We start from the raw sequence: 16,285 nt of genomic DNA on the forward strand, positions 1-16,285 counted from the left end.
CCTAAACGGTTTTTAACTCCGCTGACGGAAGAACGCATATGTAGCGCTCATCGGGTTTTTTACCCCGGATTTTCTCAATCGCTTCACAGTAGGATTCCATCTGTTCCCGGTATTTTTCTTCCTCAAAAGAGTCCGTGTATTTGTAGTCCACAAGAACTGTTTTGCCATCTGTGGTTTCAATCAGAAGATCAATTCTTCCGTTGACCGTTTTGCCGCCGGCATTGTTTTCAACCGAGAAAATATACTCTCTGCGCAGTTCCACCGCGCCGCGCGCCATTTCCCCAAGTGGAGACCGGAGAGCATTTCTTGCGCACAACGCTATGTTTTCCTTCAAACTTTTCCGTTTTGAGAAAAACTCGTCCATTACAAAATTCGCGGTTTCTTCAACCGAGTCGGGCAAAAAATCCCACACTTGAAAAAATCTGTGGAGAATTTCTCCCTCTTCGGTTCTGGCAAGTTCACAAAATCTATTAGGGGGTTCCTTGCGTGTGGAGTCTTTTTTATAAAGCGGGCGCAGGGTTTGTGCCGTGGCCTTCGCCCCCCGCGCGCGCTTCTTTTCGTCCACGTTTTCGTTCGCGGTTTCCATTTTGTGTGCGGGCTTTGTCCCGTGCCCGCCTTTGAATTCAGGAATCATGGCGAGCCCGTTTTCAATAATCCGCGCGAGACTGCCTTCGCTCGGTTTTTTGTGTCTTTGCGCGAACGCGATGTCCGCCGCTCTTGTCATTGTCACATACAGAATTCTTTTTTCCTCCTCGTCCACTCCCGCGTTCTTTATTCTTTCCCATTCGCCAACTCTGCAATTTTCGTAACAAACCATGATGCCGTGCTCCGAACTTGCCGCGATTCTGCCTGAGGGCGGGCGCCTGTAGTTTGTGTCCGCGAGAAACACAACGCGGAATTCAAGTCCTTTTGCCGAGTGGCTTGTCATCAGCGTTACGCAGTTTTCCCGTTCAGTGTTTGCTTCTCCGGATTTGTCCGGAAAATCTTTTTCAGAATCAAACCGTTCAATCGCTTCATTCAGCCCCGTTCCGTCTTCGGTAAGCCCGGCGCATATTTCAGTGAATTTTATTATGTTGGCGCGAATTTGCCGTCCGTGGGGCAGGGCGAGAGCGCACGCCGCGAGACCCAGTTCATACGCCGCAAACTGCGCCGCTTCAAGCGGTGAAGAAATATCGGTTTCCCCCATGTTTTCAATAACTGAAAGCAGATGCCGCGCCGCTTCGCAATGCTCTCCTTTGCCATTTGACAATATCCGCAAAGATTCCCCGCAATCCGCTTCCGTTTTGCTTTTTTCAGAAAAATATCGTGCGAGCCCCTCATCGGAAATTCCGAAAAATGGCGACCTTAAAACCGCCGCTTCGGCGATTTTGTCAAGCGGGTTTGCCATAAACCTCATCATTGAGACCATGTCTCTTATTTCCGGTCGCGCGAAAAATTGCGATGTGTCGGTTCTTTTGAATGGCACCTCCGCCCCGCTCAATGCCCGTTCGTAGATTTCCATGTTTGTTTTTCTTCTGAATATCAGAGCTATATCGGAAAATGCGTAACCGTCTTTTGAGGTGAGTTCGCGTATTTTTTCCGCGATTGAAGCGGCTTCGGTTTGCCGCGCGTTTCCGGATTCAACGTCAAACATTTCAAACATTCCGCCGTTTAGTTCGGAGGCGGCTTCGGTTTTTTCATAGCCGTCAAAAATGTTGCTGAAAAGTCCGTTTGTGAACTCCACGAGTTCGGGAGCGGTTCTGTAGTTTTTCAGCAGGCTGAATTTTTCAAAGTCCCCCGAGGAGAGGATTTTGTCGAACAGTTCAGGTTCCGCTCCCCTGAATCCGTAGATGGACTGCAAACGGTCTCCGACCACGATGAGTTTGGTTTTTTCTCCGCAGAGAAGTTTGATGATTTTATACTGCGCCGAATCCGTGTCCTGAAATTCGTCCACCATAATCAGTCCGAATTTTTGAGTCCGGCGCAAAGCTTCGGCAGGGTTTGTTTGGAGGATTTTCAGCGTGTTTGTGAGCAGGTCATTGTATTCAAGCGCGGAGTTTTCCGTTTTGATTTTTTCATGGAGTTTCATCACTTCTTCGGCTACTGAAAGGTAAAAACCGGTCAATCGGTTATTCAGAAAGTCCGCAACGGCGGCTGCGGCATTCTTAATGCGCTCTGAATTCTCTTTTTCGTGTTTTTTCACCGTTTTCATTTCCAGAATTTTTTCCATGTGCTCAATCACCTCTCCGGCGATTAGGCAGTCATTCCGGTCGTTTCCGCTCACATCATCGACAAGCGCTTTTGCGTTCTCAAAACGTTTTCGCGCATGTGAAGATGCAAAAGTCATGCCTTCCGGACAATTAAACGCTTCCCGCAACGCCGCGCGCGGGTCATTTTCGGGGGCGCTCTCAATGGGCGTTTTGAAGGGGTGCGGAAGATGTTTTTCCATTGCGCTTAGAACTGTAAGACGCAGGTTTTCCGTAATCACATCCAGATTGAACTGTTCATTTTCAAGCAGTTTGTTAAGTGCTTCGGACTTTTCTCCTTTCGTTGTGCGCAGATTCAAAATTGTTTTGAGAACGGCTTTTTTCAACGCCTCGTCCGAGTCGACTTTCTTTGAGATTTCAAATCCTGAAGTGAAATCGGTGTCAAAGAGGTTTTCTCTGAAAATCCCGGACGCGAGGCCGTGAATTGTGCTGATTTGAGCGCGCGCGATATTTCCGCGCGCGTCTTTTGTGAGATTCCCTTTTTCGCCGAACTGTTTTATGTAGTTGTCCATTTCGTGCGCGATTCGCGCGCGCAATTCAGCCGCGGCGTTTTCGGTGAATGTTATTGCCGCGACCATGTCGATGTTAGAATCCCCTGATTCCAGTTCGGCGAGGAACCGTGCCACGAGAAGACGCGTTTTGCCCGACCCGGCTCCGGCACACACCACCACGCGATTTGCGCACGAGCGCAAAACGCGCGTCTGTTCATCATTAAGACTCAGAAGACTTTCAATTCTCTCAGCCACTTATTCCTCCGCAGAGCGCACCGCGCTTTCCTTGATTCTGCAGATGTCCGAATATGAACAAAAATCGCATCCCCGCTCTTTTTTCAGAATTACCGGATTTTCGCCGCGCGGAAAATTGTCCGGTTTGTAACCAGGCACCGCGGGGAAAAATCCGCTTTTTATAAGTTTGATGTTGAGTGCTGCGAGAGCGGCCGCTTTTTCAAGAATGTTGTCTTTGTCCGCATTTTTTTCAACAGTCTTCGATTTTTCCACCGAGAGGTAAGAGCCCCAACCTGCGGCGGTTTTCAATTCCGAGGAGATTGCCGCGAGATAGAGAGGGACTTGCAGGGTTTTGCGGTCGCAGATTTTTTGCGGCAGAGACCCCTTTTTGTAATCAACCACGTGTAAGCGGCCGTCTTTGTCCCTGTCCACTCTGTCAACCCTTCCCGTGATTTTTGCCTGTTCAATTTCCATCTCAATTTCCCGCTCAAAAAATTCAGGTGTTACACCTTTTTCCACAATTCTGTGTTTTTCGCGGCTGATAAACCCTCCGACCAGAAACCGCACCCGTTCTTTTTGCAACTCCCACACCGCATCCGGCGTTTTGCAGTGCCGTTTTTTTGTTTCTTCATTGTCAAGAAACACGCAAAGAGCCGTATGGGTTTTTTCATCGTCTTTCCACACCATGCCGTCGGAGGAAAAAATATGTTTGAGAGCGTCGTGATAAAGGGTTCCCGTGTCCATCGCGGACGGGATTTCCGTTTCCGTCTCTTTTTCTTTTATTTTAAGTGCCTTTGAGCAGAAAAACTGAAAAGGACATCCGCCGAATTTTTCAATTTCAGTAACGCGCAGATTTTTCCACCAATCGTCTTCGGTTTTTGTGACAATCCCTTCAAATTTTCCAAACACTCCGTTTTCCATCAACCGTTCATTCTCGGCGGCGGCTCCGCGCTCCGCCATCTCCGCAAGGGTGGAAAGCGGGTCGTTTTCTCTGAGAAGTTTTTTAAGTTTGTCCGGAATTTTCCTGTTGTTCTCGAACTCACGCGCCCGCGTGATTTCCGCACAATACGGATTTTCGCCCGTGTCCGGTTCAATCTCCTCAACCACATGGGTTTGCTCAAGTTCCTTGATAAACAGAGAAGGGGCGTTTTCATTGCCTGTGTCTTCGGCGTTGCGGGGGAAGGAGATGTTGAGTTCCCGCTCCGCGCACGCGACCGCGCACCGCCATATTGCGCGTTCGTCGCTCAAAAACTCTGCGTCAGTCGGGAGCGTTTGTGCTCCGCAATGTTTGTTGATAGCCCGTTTTTCCGCGTCATTGAACACGCCGCCCGTTCTTCCCAATTTGGGGAAACTCCCGTCCCGACAGTCAAGAATGAACACAACCGGATACGAAGTCCCGCGTGCTTGAAATGCGTCCATAATGGGCACGTGCTCTTCGGTTCCGGGGGTTTTATAGGAATACGCGCGGCTTTGGAGCAGTTTTGACAGAAAGTCTGTGAAGTCATCGGGCGAGGTGAAATTTTCGTCCCATTTTTCCGACAGAAAAACCGCTTCTCTGAGAAGTTTTCGCGCTTCTTCAACCGCGAGAACTCCCTCCGGAATTCGATACGCGCCCGTCGCGTCCACAATTTTAGACAGAGTTAGCAGTATGGCGCTTGCCTTGAGCGGCTTGCCGACGGTGATTTTAATCGGCGCGAGCATTTTTTTGAGTTCTCTCCGCTTTTCAGCCGTTTTTGTCGCGCCGAAAAAGAACCGTCGCAAAACCGGGTTCGCCTCAAAACGCTCAAACTCGCTCCCTTCCGGATTTTGAGCCACGACGAAACAGTCTCTCAAAAAAGCCGATATGGATGACACCGCGCCGACCCTGACTCTGGACTGAACGGTTACCGGAACACCGTTTCGTTCAAAAATACTTGCTATGAGCGCCGCGCGCCGGGGAGTTTCACGCACAATCACGGCAAAATCGGAAAGGCTCGCGCCGTTGTCAATCATCTTTCTGATTTTCGCCGCAGCGTGGTGCGCCTCATTTGTGAGAAAGTCAAATGAACGGAGAAAAACGGGCGGTTTTTTTTCAGGAGATTTTTGTTCCAAATCCGCTGTTATTTGCAGGGTTTCAATTCCGGAGTCTTCAGCCGCGGAGAGAATTTTAAGATGTGTGGGGGTAAGCGCGTGAAATCCCGCCACAATGATTCTGCGAAAGTTTCCGTTTATGCCATCCATCCCCCCCGCTCTTATCGCGGACGCAAGATCAACCAGCGCGGTTGTGTCGTCCGTCATTGCCTCTTTTTTCATCTGTGCTTCAAAATCGGTGAGCGCGGGCTCAAGCAGGGAGAGTTTGCGTCCGGCTTCTCCCGCGGCTCCTGATTTTTTGAGTATTTCAGCGGCGGACATTCCGCACTGTTTCAGGCTCGCATCCAGAGCAAGCAGTTGAGAGGTAAATTTTTTCCGCTTTTCCGCGCCGCCGGGCAGGCGTTCCACCGCTTTGCGCATTAGAATTATTCCGCCCGTGCGCGAAAGAATCCGTTTGCGTGCGACGATTCTGTGCCGTCGCGCCAAATCGCCGAAAGTGGTTATGAACGGAGCCGAATCGGTGTTGGCAAACGCTTTCCGGGCCTGCCATACGGCTGGGGTGTCCGGCAGAATGAGCAGGTCGCCGCCCTCTCCCGGCTCAACTTTCAAATCACGCAAAACGCCGCTCACGAGCGGTCCCGAAAAAGAAACCGTTTTCATCAAACTCTCCAGTTTGGGAGTATAAAACAGATGGCAAACTATTGAAACTTGCTAAAAAAGGGTGGTGCTTGTTGCGTCCCCGGAGGGATTTGAACCCCCGACCCCGGGATTAGGAATCCCGTGCTCTATCCAACTGAGCTACGGGGACGTTTCCAGCGTACTTTAACCGTCCGCGCCTGTTTGTTCAAAAGCGCGAAATTTTAGATGCCCCGCACTTGTATTATAGTCATGCCTTATGTTAAATTTAGACATGCCTAAATTTTGGAGGAGTTGATGCTCAACCAGACGACAGAGGACTATCTGAAAACCATTTACGAATTGGCGGAGTGTTCGGACAAGGTTACGACTAAAGCCATAGCGGAAAAACTGAAAGTTTCATCTCCGTCCGTTACTGAGATGACAAGAAAACTCGCCGCGAAAAAACTGCTTGTTTACAAGCCGTATCACGGCGTCAAACTTACCAAGGCGGGCGAGAAGGTGGCACTTGAAATGATAAGGCATCACCGGCTCATAGAGCTTTATCTTCAGGAGGCGCTTGGAATTCCGTGGGACAGGGTTCACGCCGAGGCGGAGAAGTGGGAACATTTCATCTCCGAAGATGTAGAGGACAGAATGGATGCCAAACTCGGATTTCCCAAGGTTGACCCGCATGGGGCGCAGATTCCAACCCGTGACGGTGTTCTTCCGATACGCAGAAAGTGCGAAACTCTGGACACTCTGCAAGCCGGAGACAAAGGGGTTGTTGCGGAAGTGAGTGACCATGATTCCGAACTGCTGGGATATCTTGGAAACATAGATATCTTCCCCCGCAGCAGCATTGAGGTTAGGAGTATAGAGCCGTTTGACGGACCGATGACTATCAGCGTCAACGGGCACAAACGCATTATCGGCAAAAACGTGGCAGTTTACATTTCCATTACCGACATAGAGAAAAAACAAGCGGAGCCGAAGAGGGCCTCGGGAGGTAAACAATGAGACTTGCGGTTTTATTTTCGGCGTTTGCGCTGTTTTTCACGCCCGTTCCCTCTGTTGCCCATCACCATTTTGCGGACGAAACACGGCACGGCGTTATAAATGTTGTTTCCACAACAGGCATTATCAATGACATTGTCAAAAATGTGGGAGGCAAAAAGGTTTCCACGACCGCGCTTATGGGGCCCGGCATTGACCCCCACCTTTACAGGGCAACCGCCGGAGACGTCAAAACGCTCGCCCGCGCCGATGTTGTTTTTCATCACGGGCTTCACCTTGAGGGGAAACTTTCCGATTTGCTGAACGGAATGCGGGCAAGGGGCATCAACACGGTTGCTGTTACCGATGAAATTCCCAAATCCATGCTGCTTTCCGCAGGTGTGCCGGGCAATTACGACCCGCATGTGTGGTTTGACCCGAATCTGTGGAGTATGTCGGTGCGCGCAGTTGCTCGTACGCTTTCGGAAATAGATCCCGCGAACTCCGCTTTTTACTCGGCCAACGCGAGTGACTACATCGCTGCTCTTTCAGAGGTTGACGGTTACGCCAGACGGAAGTTTTCAGCCATTCCGGAAAATCTTAGGTTTATAGTCACTTCGCATGACGCGTTTGCGTATTTCGGCAGGGCTTACGGCTTTGAGGTAACTGCACTTCAAGGTGTCAGCACGGCTTCGGAAGCGGCAATTTCAGACATCCACAGAGTGGTCGACGTGATTGTGAACAACCGGCTTCCCGCGATTTTTACCGAATCGTCAGTTTCCCCGCGCTATATCAAGGCGGTCAAAGAGGCGGTGGAATATTCAGGGGTTTTAATCAAAATCGGTGGGCAACTCTACTCGGATGCGCTTGGTGGCAAGGATTCTGAGCAGGACACCTTTTACGGAATGTTCAAACACAACGTTGATGTGATTTACGGCTCTCTTTCAACAAACACCGAGCGAGAGCTTGCGACCGCGCCAAAAATTCAGGACCCGGGCCTTTGACACTTGACGGATTTTTTGAGTTATGGAAAATCCACTTGAAGTCAAAGGGCTGACTGTCGCGTATTCGGGATTGGTCGCATTGTGGAATATTTCATTGACTGTTCCGCGAGGGTCTTTAACTGCCGTAGTGGGTCCTAACGGAGCGGGCAAAAGCACCCTTATAAAAGCCGTTCAAAACCTTGTGCCCAGAGCCGCGGGTGAAGTCCGGATTTTCGGAAAACTCTATGACGAGTTGAGAAAATCGGTCGCATACGTGCCGCAGCGTGGCAACGTTGACTGGAACTTTCCCGCCAGTGTTTTTGATGTGGTTCAGATGGGAACCTACGCTTCTCTGGGCTGGATGAAGAGACCCGGAGAGATAGAGAGGCGGAAAACCTTTGCCGCGCTTGAAAGAACGGCGATGGAGGAGTTTGCCGACCGGCAGATAGGTGAGCTTTCAGGCGGACAACAGCAAAGGGTTTTTGTGGCGCGCGCCCTTGTTCAAGATGCGGATTTGTATCTTATGGACGAGCCGTTTCAGGGCGTTGACAGCGTTACGGAAATAACAATCGCGAATATTATGCGCGAGATGAGTCGGAACGGAAAAACAATGATAGTGGTTCACCATGACCTTCAAACCGTACCGGATTATTTTGACCGCGCGGCGTTGATAAACAGGGAAATTGTCGCCTGCGGAGCGGTTTCGGAGGTGTTTAACGGAGAAAACATCGGCGTGACTTACGGTGCCGGAGGTTAGGGCGCGCATGTGGATTTTTTCCGAACTGTTTTCGAACTACACGGTTGCCGTGGTTGTGTGTGGCGCGATTTTTCTCGGATTGACCGCAGGCGCCTGCGGAACTGTCGTGTTTGTGAGGAAGGAAACACTTCTTGCGGACGCGGTTTCGCACGGCTGCCTTCCGGGCATTGCGCTGGGATTTATGGTGGCGCAGGGCAAGTCGCCCTCAATGTTGCTTGTCGGCGCGCTTCTCACGGCGTTTGTGACCGTGGGTTTTGTGCGCCTCGCGCGTTCGGTTTCCGCTGTCAGGTTTGACAGCGCTCTCGCGATGGGTGTTTCAATCTCATTTGGGGTAGGCATTGTTCTTCTTACAGCCATTCAGTCGTCCGGCGCTTCGGGGCAGGCGGGGCTTGACAGGTTTTTGTTCGGTCAGGCAAGCGCGATGTCGCTTGATGACGTAAAAACCATTTTTATCATGGGTGCGGTCTGCGCGCTTTCTCTCGCGGTTTTCTGGAAGCATATCAAAATCGTGTGTTTTGACCGTGAATACGCCGAGTCTTCAGGCTTCAGCGTGCGCGCTGTCGGGTTTTTTCTGAACGCCTTTCTTGTTGCCGCAACCGTAATCGGGATTGAAACCGTGGGCGTTGTGTTGATGTGCTCAATGATGGTGGCTCCGGCAATCGCGGCAAGGCATTTGACGGACACAATGGGCAAGATGACCGTGCTCGCGGCGCTTATCGGTGCCGTGGGCGGAGTTCTCGGGGTGATTGGAAGTTGGAAAATCGACAACCTTCCGACCGGTCCCGCGATTGTCGTGTGCGTTACCGTGGCGGCTCTCGCGGCCATTTTGTTCTCTCCGAAGAATGGCATCTTGGCGCGCCGTGCGAGGTTTGAATCAGCCGGGGTTGAAAATGAGCCCCGAAGTTGAAATACAGATAATAGCCGCGCTTGTGTCGGTCGCGTGCGCGACCATTGGGATTTTTCTGGTTCTCAGAAAGAAGGCGATGATTACAGACTCCGTGAGTCACTCAATCCTGCCGGGAATTGCGGCGGGTTTTATTTTGACCGGAAGCGTTACTTCTCCGTTGCTTGTTTTTGGAGCGTTCGCGGCGGCCATTGCAAGTGTTTTTTCGTCTGAAGCGCTCGCTCGCTTGCGCTTGATGTCAAACGACTCGGCAATCGCTTTTGTTTACCCATTTCTTTTCAGCATCGGAGTCATACTTGTTTCGGGATACGCAGGTAACGCCCATCTGGATGTTGATTCGGTTCTGCTCGGAGAATTGGCGCTCGCACCACTTGACAGAATCATTATTGGCGGCACGGACATAGGACCGTTCGCGCTTTATTCATCGGGTGCGATTGCAGTGCTTTGCGCCGTTTTTGTCGCCATTTTCTACAAGGAGTTGAAACTGTCAGCTTTTGATGAGTCTGCGGCGAAAACTGCGGGTTTTTCAAAATTTGTATTTTCCGCCGCTTTCTCGGCGGTGGTCTGCGCCACCTGCATTGTTGCTTTTGGCGCGGTAGGCTCGGTTCTGCTCATAGCTCTTGTGGCGACTCCGCCGTGCTGTGCTTTGCTTCTTACGGACCGGCTCGGAAGGGCAATTGTTTTGAGCGCCGCGATTGCGGCGGCGTGCTCGGTCACGGGGTTTCACGCGGCTGTGAAGTGGAATACAAATATCGCCGGAGCCGCAACCACCGTTTTGGGAGTTGTATTTATTTTGATTCTGATTTTTTCGCCTCGAAAAGGGATTGTTTCAAGCTTGGTTGAAAACCGCAGACGCGAAAAACAGATTCAAGCAGCTCTGCGGAAATTGTCCTCTTAGTCTTGCGTTCGCACCACGCGCTGTTAATCTAAAATTTGATAGAGCAATGACTAAGTCCGACATCAGCAGAAACATATTCTACAAGTTTCGTCTCTCCGCCACTGACGCGGACGCGATTCTGAACACAATCATAGATTGCATGTCAAACGCGATTGTGTCCGGTTCGCGTGTTGAAATCAGAGGTTTTGGAAGTTTCTACACCAAGGCGTGTAAGCCCTACACGGGCAGAAACCCCCGCACGGGCGAAAACGTTGAAGTGAAGGCAAAGCAATTGCCGTGTTTCAGACAGGGCAAAGGCATCAGAGATGCTTTCAAAACCCTTTCCGAACGGGAATCTTCTTAAAAAAGCGCGAAAATGGCTCTGCTGAAAATTCTACGCTATCCAGATCCCAAATTGAGAAAAAAGGGCGTCTCGGTCGGCAAAATTGACGGCCGTATTCACCTCCTTCTTGACAATATGCTTGAGACCATGCGCGATGAGCGGGGAGTGGGACTTTCCGCGCCGCAGGTAGGGGAAAACATAAGGGTTGTTCTTGTGTCTGACACGCGCGATTTTGAGCCTGCGGAGGTTCCCGCGGACGAAGACGCGTCCACTGACCTGAGGGAAGAGGAAGCGCCTGTTGAAATGCCCGTGATTGAGATGATAAACCCCGTCATAGAGAAATCTTCGGGCTTAATGGATGAGGACACCGAGGGCTGCCTCAGTATTCCGGGTTTTACGGGCAGGGTGAAAAGGAGCAAAAGTGTTGAAGTCAAGTGGCTTTGCCGTGACGGAAAACAGCATTCCATGACTGCGAGCGGGTTTACGGCGAGAATAGTTCAACACGAGATTGACCACCTTGACGGAACGCTTTTTATTGACCGTTTGAGCGCTCTTAAAAAACAGATGATGCTGAAAAAAATGGACAAGGTTTTCGGCGCGGTTTCAGACACTCCGCAGGCGCCCGTGGCAAAAAAACAGAAAAAAGGCGCGGCGCACGAATAATGGCTTCTTCGGGGGAAATTGTGCTCTCCCGTCTTGCCGAAGGGCTTGAGCCCTTCTACGTGATGGAGACTCTTGAGACGGCGGCACGAATGGAGAAGGAGGGAATTGATGTTATTCATTTTGAGGTGGGGCATCCAGACCTTCCGACTGCGCCCGAAGTTTGCGAAGCGGCGATAGAGGCGGTCAAACGCGGCGAAACGGCTTACGCGCCGAGCACGGGCATTGATTCCTTAAAAGAGCGCATAGCGCAAGCACACTGTTCGAGATACGGCTTGAATGTTACGGCAAGCAATGTGTTGGTAACGTCGGGCAGTTCTCCCGCTCTGCTGATTGCCGTGCTTTGCGTTGTCAATCCGGGTGATGAGGTTGTTATTACGGACCCGCACTACGCATGCTATCCGGGAATGATTAAATCCGCGGGAGGTGTTCCCGTTACGGTCCCCGTGTATGCCGAAGAGAAATATCAAATTGATATGGCGCGGTTGAAAAAGGTTTTAAGTCCGAGAACAAAGGCGATTATCATCAACTCCCCCTCCAACCCCACCGGGGCGATTCAAATTGAAGAGACGCTTGCCGAAATATCATCGCTCGGAATTTTCGTTATATCGGATGAAATCTATCACGGGCTTGAATACGGCGTGAAGTCAAAATCGGTTTTGAATCATACAAACCGTGCGGTTGCGGTTAACGGATTTTCAAAACTGTGCTCAATGACCGGCTGGCGGCTTGGATATATGATAGCGCCGGAGCCGTTTATACGCGCCGCTCAGAAATTTCAGCAGAACCTCTTTCTGTGCGCGAACCCGTTTGTTCAACGCGGGGGGGAAGCGGCCGTTGAATATGTTTTTCCGCAAGCGGACGAAATTGCCGCAATCTATATGAAGCGCAGAGACGCGATGATAAAAGAGCTTTCCAAAGCCGGGATTTCTCCCTGCGGTGATCCGCGCGGGGCTTTTTATGTTTTTGTGAAGATTCCCGGTAAAAACACCGATTCGCGCCGGGTCGCGTCCAACATTCTTGAGAAAACCCATGTTGCCGTCACGCCGGGTTTTGATTTCGGCCGTGAAGGTGAGGGGCACTTGCGCTTTTCATACGCAACGGGGATTGATAAAATCAACGAGGGGATAACCCGAATCGTGGATTATTTGCAAAAAACATTATGAGAAAAAAACTTATCGCGGCGAACTGGAAAATGAACAAAACGCGCGCCGAAGCTACGGATTTTACCCGCGTTTTTGCCGGAAAGTTTTCAAATTCGGACTGCGAAATCACCTTGTTTCCGCCTTTTACTGCGATTGAGGCAGTTGCGAAAGAGGTGGACGGAAAGGGAATGACGGTTGGAGCGCAGGATGTTTTTTACGAAAACAGCGGCGCTTACACCGGAGAAGTTTCCTGCGTGATGCTTGCGGATTTGGGATGCGCAATGGTAATCGCGGGGCATTCGGAAAGGCGGCACATTTTTGGCGAGAGCGATGAACTTGTGGCGAAAAAAACACATGCTGTTGTTAGAAACGGAATGGGAGTGTTGCTGTGTGTTGGCGAGACCGATTCGCAAAGAATTGACGGAAAAGAAAAAGATGTTGTGCGTCAACAGTTAACTTCCGCGCTCAAGGGCGTTCCGCCCGGTCTGACAACCGTCGCATATGAGCCCGTGTGGGCGATTGGAACCGGAAATAACGCGAAATCCGGGGATATAGAGGAGATGCATATTTTCATGAGAGATGTTCTTGGCGGCATTTTCGGAGCGGATTCAGACGGCATCAAGATTTTATACGGAGGCAGTATAAATCCCGGAAATGCCTCGGAGATTGCCCGCGTTCAAGGAGTGGACGGCATGCTTGTGGGAACGGCAAGTCTTGAATTGGAATCATTTGTCAGCATAATAGAGGCGTCTTTGGCGGATTGAAAAATGGAAGTTTTAACGCCCTTTATAGAAACCGTCCACATTGTTGTGGCTTTGATAATGATAGTTGTCATTCTCATTCAGCCGAGTGGAACGGACGAGTTGGGAACCGTTTTCGGCGGCGGAACGTCTGAATCCGTTTTCGGAGCGGGCGGAGCGACCCCGTTTCTATCAAAAGCAACCAGATTTATGGCGATTGTTTTTGTGTCCACATCGCTTCTGCTTGGATATATTTCTTTCACGCAGTCATCAGAATCAGTTTTTGATGGCTCGGTTCCTCAGAGCCAGATGATTGAATTTGACGGTTCGACAGCGCCCGCAGAGGAAGGCGCATCCGGAGAGAGTTCCAAATAGGGAAAGGCGGAGATATAAAGGAGAGGTTTTTATGCCGTATATAATTGCAGAACCGTGCATTGACGTTAAGGACAAATCGTGTGTTGAAGCTTGCCCCGTGGATTGCATATACGAAGGGGATGAGCAGTTGTTTATTGAGCCCAATGAGTGCATTGATTGCGGAGCATGCGTTGACCCGTGTCCGGTGGACGCTATTTTCCATGAAGATGAAGTCCCTGAAAAATGGCATAAGTTTATCAAAGAGAACAGCGATTTCTTTGAGGGGAAAAAGGATCTCAAGCCCGCCACAAAAGACTGATAAATCCAACCCCGTCAAGGAAAAAGTTTCACGCGTCTCGGTTTTTCTTAAAAAACAATATCCTGACGTCCGCTGTCATTTGAACTACAACTCCGCGTTTGAACTGCTTATCGGTTCAATCCTTTCGGCTCAGTGCACGGACAAGAGGGTTAATGAAATCACTCCGGGGCTTTTCAAAAAATATCCTGACGTCGCCAGTTTTGCGAGCGCGAAAGGCTCCGAACTGGAAAAGGATATTTTCAGCGCGGGGTTTTATAAAAACAAAACGAAATCAATAATTGGTTGCTGTAAAGGAATTGCCGACAAACACGGCGATGCGGTTCCCGACACAATGGAAGAACTTAAAGCACTGCCCGGAATAGGCAGGAAAACCGCCAATGTGGTTCTCGGAAACTGGTTCGGTAAGCCCGGCATCATTGTTGACACACACATAACCCGTCTTTCCCGAAGGCTCGGAATGAGTTCAAAAAACACCGCCGAAGGCATAGAAAAAGACCTGATGGCGCTTGTGCCGCGAAAAGACTGGACATTTTTTTCAAACTCTTTGGGCGAACACGGAAGGCAGATTTGCAAATCGCGCGCGCCTCTTTGTACCAGATGCGGAGTTTCTGAATTTTGCGTATGGAGCGGAAAAAATGATTGAAAACTCCGGTGCGGACACTTCGGTTCAGGAACTCATAACAATTCCCACCGAGGGTGGAAATGTTAACGCCCTTTTCTACAAGTGTGAAAACGGTGGATATGGCAAAGAGCCTGTTATCATCCATGTTCACGGGTTTCTGGGCAATTTTCTTGAGGGAAGCCAGAGGTTTCTACCCCCAATTCTTGCCAAAGCCGGATATTCATCCATAGCCATTAATACGCGCCTTTCAAATTTCAGCCTGTTTTTCGGCTACGGAATAGTGAACAGCACAATTCCGCAGATAGACGGCGTTATCAAATTCCTACGCGAAATGGGTTATGACAAAATCATAATTTCGGGTTACAGCCTCGGCGGCTGTATTGCCGTCAGATACGTGTCGTCCAAAGCGGGAACAAAAGAGGCGGACGCTTTGAGCGGAATGATAGCGATCGCCACTCCGTATTCAATGCCGGACTCCATAAAAAGAAGATGGGACAAATGGCAGAGCAGTCCGTCTTATGATCAAATTTATGAGGAAGCCAAAGAGATTCTGGGTTCCGACCCGATGAATTCAACCAGAGACCGCACAATTATAATCCACAAAGCGCGCGGCGACAGTTTCAGCCCCGAACACTGTGAGATATACACCTACAAAACCTGGTGGTTTCTCGCAGGTCCCGAAGCCACAAGCACAAAAACCTACAAACAGATAGAGAACATCAAAGTGCCTACGTTGCTGATTCAGGGCTGGGATGACAAAATTGTGTATCCGAACGAAACACACGACCTGTGTCAAACGGCGACTGAAGCGGGCAACAATGATGTGTCCGCGTTTTTCCTCAACGCCGGGCACACGCTTGAAGGCAAAGAGGACGAATTGGGCGAGATTATCACAAACTGGCTGCGGAGAAGAACCGGCAACTGATGGGTTTTCAACGGCGACAGCTTCTCAGTTATAAAGCGCGAGACGGTTTTGAAATTGACTCTCTTCTTACCACTCCGGCGGTGAAAAACGAAGATGTTTTGTGCCGAATTCCCGTCATCATCAACATACATGGGGTTCTAGGCAACTTCCTTGCGCGGGGAACTCCGAAAATTTTCCCCTCCGTTATGCTTGAACGGGGGTATTCAACGTTTTCAATAAACACGCGCATGGCATTTATGGGGCAGATATTTGGAACGGGCATTTTTGACAAGGCGTGGGAGGATGTGGAATGCTCGGTTGAGGTTTTGAGCAAAGAGGGTTTTGAGAATATCTACATTATGGGATACAGCATGGGGGCAAACATAGCGGTTGACTACATGGAACGCCGCCCGGATTCTCCGGTGAAGGGGTTGATTCTTGAAGGGTGCTCACCGTCTCTTCCCGAGTCGCAAAAAAGCCGGCTGGACAAGTGGGGCAGTATACCCGGGTATAACGATATTTATAAAAAGGCGAAATCGGTTTTGAAGCCTGACCCCGAAACGTCCAAAAACGATCAGATTTTTGTCGTTTACAGAGCGTGGGGAGAGTCTCTTGCTCCGGTGGATGTTGAGATGTTCACTTATAAAACATGGTGGTTTATGAGAGGTCCGGATGCCGAGCGCGCCAAGACAAAAAACATCATAGGGGCTGTTGCCGCGCCCGTGCTTTTTATCAACGGAGCAAATGACGACATAGTTTTCGCGGGCGAGCCGGAGAAATTGAAGGACATTTTGAACAAATCTGGAAACAGCGACGTTGAGATTGAGTACATACCGGACGCTGGGCATGACTGTTTGGAAAATCCGGAATATTGCGCCGATGTCATGGACAGGTGGATAAAGAGACACGAAGGGTGAATTTCTTCAAAAACACATATTGCAAAATTGTTTTCCATAATATATTTTTCCCGAGTCTGCGGCGGAGTCGCCGGTATAGTACGGAATTTATAGGAAAGAAACTCTGAC

At 50.1% G+C, this 16,285-nt stretch carries 16 protein-coding genes and 1 tRNA gene; 14 read left to right on the forward strand and 3 right to left on the reverse strand.

Annotated features, from left to right (window positions below; translation table 11 throughout):
* Position 1 precedes the first annotated feature (1 nt).
* From GKS04_02890 to GKS04_02900, 3 genes are all read right to left on the reverse strand, one after another.
* Positions 2 to 2,992: an AAA family ATPase gene (locus GKS04_02890; GenBank protein QMU56119.1), complete on the reverse strand. Its 2,991-nt coding sequence runs from the start codon at positions 2,990 to 2,992 to the stop codon at positions 2 to 4.
* Entirely contained in the window at positions 2,993 to 5,701 is a 2,709-nt protein-coding gene (locus GKS04_02895) for a hypothetical protein (GenBank protein QMU56120.1), read from the reverse strand.
* A 74-nt stretch (positions 5,702 to 5,775) separates the two neighbouring features.
* Positions 5,776 to 5,849, reverse strand: a tRNA-Arg gene (locus GKS04_02900).
* A gap of 125 nt (positions 5,850 to 5,974) precedes the next feature.
* Here GKS04_02900 and GKS04_02905 point away from each other — a divergent pair.
* Genes GKS04_02905 through GKS04_02970 form a run of 14 tightly spaced genes read left to right on the forward strand, consistent with a single transcriptional unit; the run spans position 5,975 to position 16,177 of the window.
* Positions 5,975 to 6,676, forward strand: coding sequence for a metal-dependent transcriptional regulator (locus GKS04_02905; protein QMU56121.1), 702 nt, complete (start codon positions 5,975 to 5,977; stop codon positions 6,674 to 6,676).
* Positions 6,673 to 7,656 carry a manganese transporter gene (locus GKS04_02910; protein QMU56122.1) on the forward strand — a complete coding sequence of 328 codons (984 nt, stop codon included), beginning with the start codon at positions 6,673 to 6,675 and terminating at the stop codon, positions 7,654 to 7,656. The genes GKS04_02905 and GKS04_02910 overlap by 4 nt, the downstream gene beginning before the upstream one ends.
* A gap of 22 nt (positions 7,657 to 7,678) precedes the next feature.
* Entirely contained in the window at positions 7,679 to 8,392 is a 714-nt protein-coding gene (locus GKS04_02915) for an ATP-binding cassette domain-containing protein (GenBank protein QMU56123.1), read from the forward strand.
* On the forward strand, positions 8,379 to 9,299 hold the full coding sequence (locus tag GKS04_02920; GenBank protein ID QMU56124.1) for an iron chelate uptake ABC transporter family permease subunit: 921 nt from the start codon (positions 8,379 to 8,381) through the stop codon (positions 9,297 to 9,299). Before GKS04_02915 ends, GKS04_02920 begins: the two co-directional genes overlap by 14 nt.
* Entirely contained in the window at positions 9,235 to 10,194 is a 960-nt protein-coding gene (locus tag GKS04_02925; protein ID QMU56125.1) for a metal ABC transporter permease, read from the forward strand. The genes GKS04_02920 and GKS04_02925 overlap by 65 nt, the downstream gene beginning before the upstream one ends.
* A 46-nt stretch (positions 10,195 to 10,240) precedes the next feature.
* On the forward strand, positions 10,241 to 10,537 hold the full coding sequence (locus GKS04_02930) for an integration host factor subunit beta (protein ID QMU56126.1): 297 nt from the start codon (positions 10,241 to 10,243) through the stop codon (positions 10,535 to 10,537).
* 12 nt (positions 10,538 to 10,549) lie between these two features.
* Positions 10,550 to 11,179, forward strand: coding sequence for a peptide deformylase (locus tag GKS04_02935; GenBank protein QMU56127.1), 630 nt, complete (start codon positions 10,550 to 10,552; stop codon positions 11,177 to 11,179).
* On the forward strand, positions 11,179 to 12,342 hold the full coding sequence (locus GKS04_02940) for an aminotransferase class I/II-fold pyridoxal phosphate-dependent enzyme (GenBank protein QMU56128.1): 1,164 nt from the start codon (positions 11,179 to 11,181) through the stop codon (positions 12,340 to 12,342). The genes GKS04_02935 and GKS04_02940 overlap by 1 nt, the downstream gene beginning before the upstream one ends.
* Positions 12,339 to 13,085 carry a triose-phosphate isomerase gene (locus tag GKS04_02945; GenBank protein QMU56129.1) on the forward strand — a complete coding sequence of 249 codons (747 nt, stop codon included), beginning with the start codon at positions 12,339 to 12,341 and terminating at the stop codon, positions 13,083 to 13,085. The genes GKS04_02940 and GKS04_02945 overlap by 4 nt, the downstream gene beginning before the upstream one ends.
* A gap of 3 nt (positions 13,086 to 13,088) precedes the next feature.
* A complete protein-coding gene (gene secG, locus GKS04_02950; GenBank protein QMU56130.1) occupies positions 13,089 to 13,436 on the forward strand; it encodes a preprotein translocase subunit SecG in 348 nt (115 codons plus the stop codon).
* Between the two features lie 31 nt (positions 13,437 to 13,467).
* The gene (locus GKS04_02955) at positions 13,468 to 13,734 is read left to right on the forward strand and encodes a ferredoxin (protein ID QMU56131.1); all 267 of its coding nucleotides are present in this window, start codon (positions 13,468 to 13,470) and stop codon (positions 13,732 to 13,734) included.
* Entirely contained in the window at positions 13,643 to 14,377 is a 735-nt protein-coding gene (gene nth, locus GKS04_02960; GenBank protein QMU56132.1) for an endonuclease III, read from the forward strand. Before GKS04_02955 ends, nth begins: the two co-directional genes overlap by 92 nt.
* Positions 14,370 to 15,281: an alpha/beta fold hydrolase gene (locus tag GKS04_02965; GenBank protein QMU56133.1), complete on the forward strand. Its 912-nt coding sequence runs from the start codon at positions 14,370 to 14,372 to the stop codon at positions 15,279 to 15,281. The genes nth and GKS04_02965 overlap by 8 nt, the downstream gene beginning before the upstream one ends.
* Positions 15,281 to 16,177 carry an alpha/beta fold hydrolase gene (locus tag GKS04_02970; protein ID QMU56134.1) on the forward strand — a complete coding sequence of 299 codons (897 nt, stop codon included), beginning with the start codon at positions 15,281 to 15,283 and terminating at the stop codon, positions 16,175 to 16,177. The genes GKS04_02965 and GKS04_02970 overlap by 1 nt, the downstream gene beginning before the upstream one ends.
* Positions 16,178 to 16,285: the final 108 nt, after the last annotated feature.

Source organism: Candidatus Mycalebacterium zealandia, assembly GCA_014075295.1.
GTDB classification, from domain to species: Bacteria; Desulfobacterota_D; UBA1144; order Nemesobacterales; family Mycalebacteriaceae; genus Mycalebacterium; species Mycalebacterium zealandia.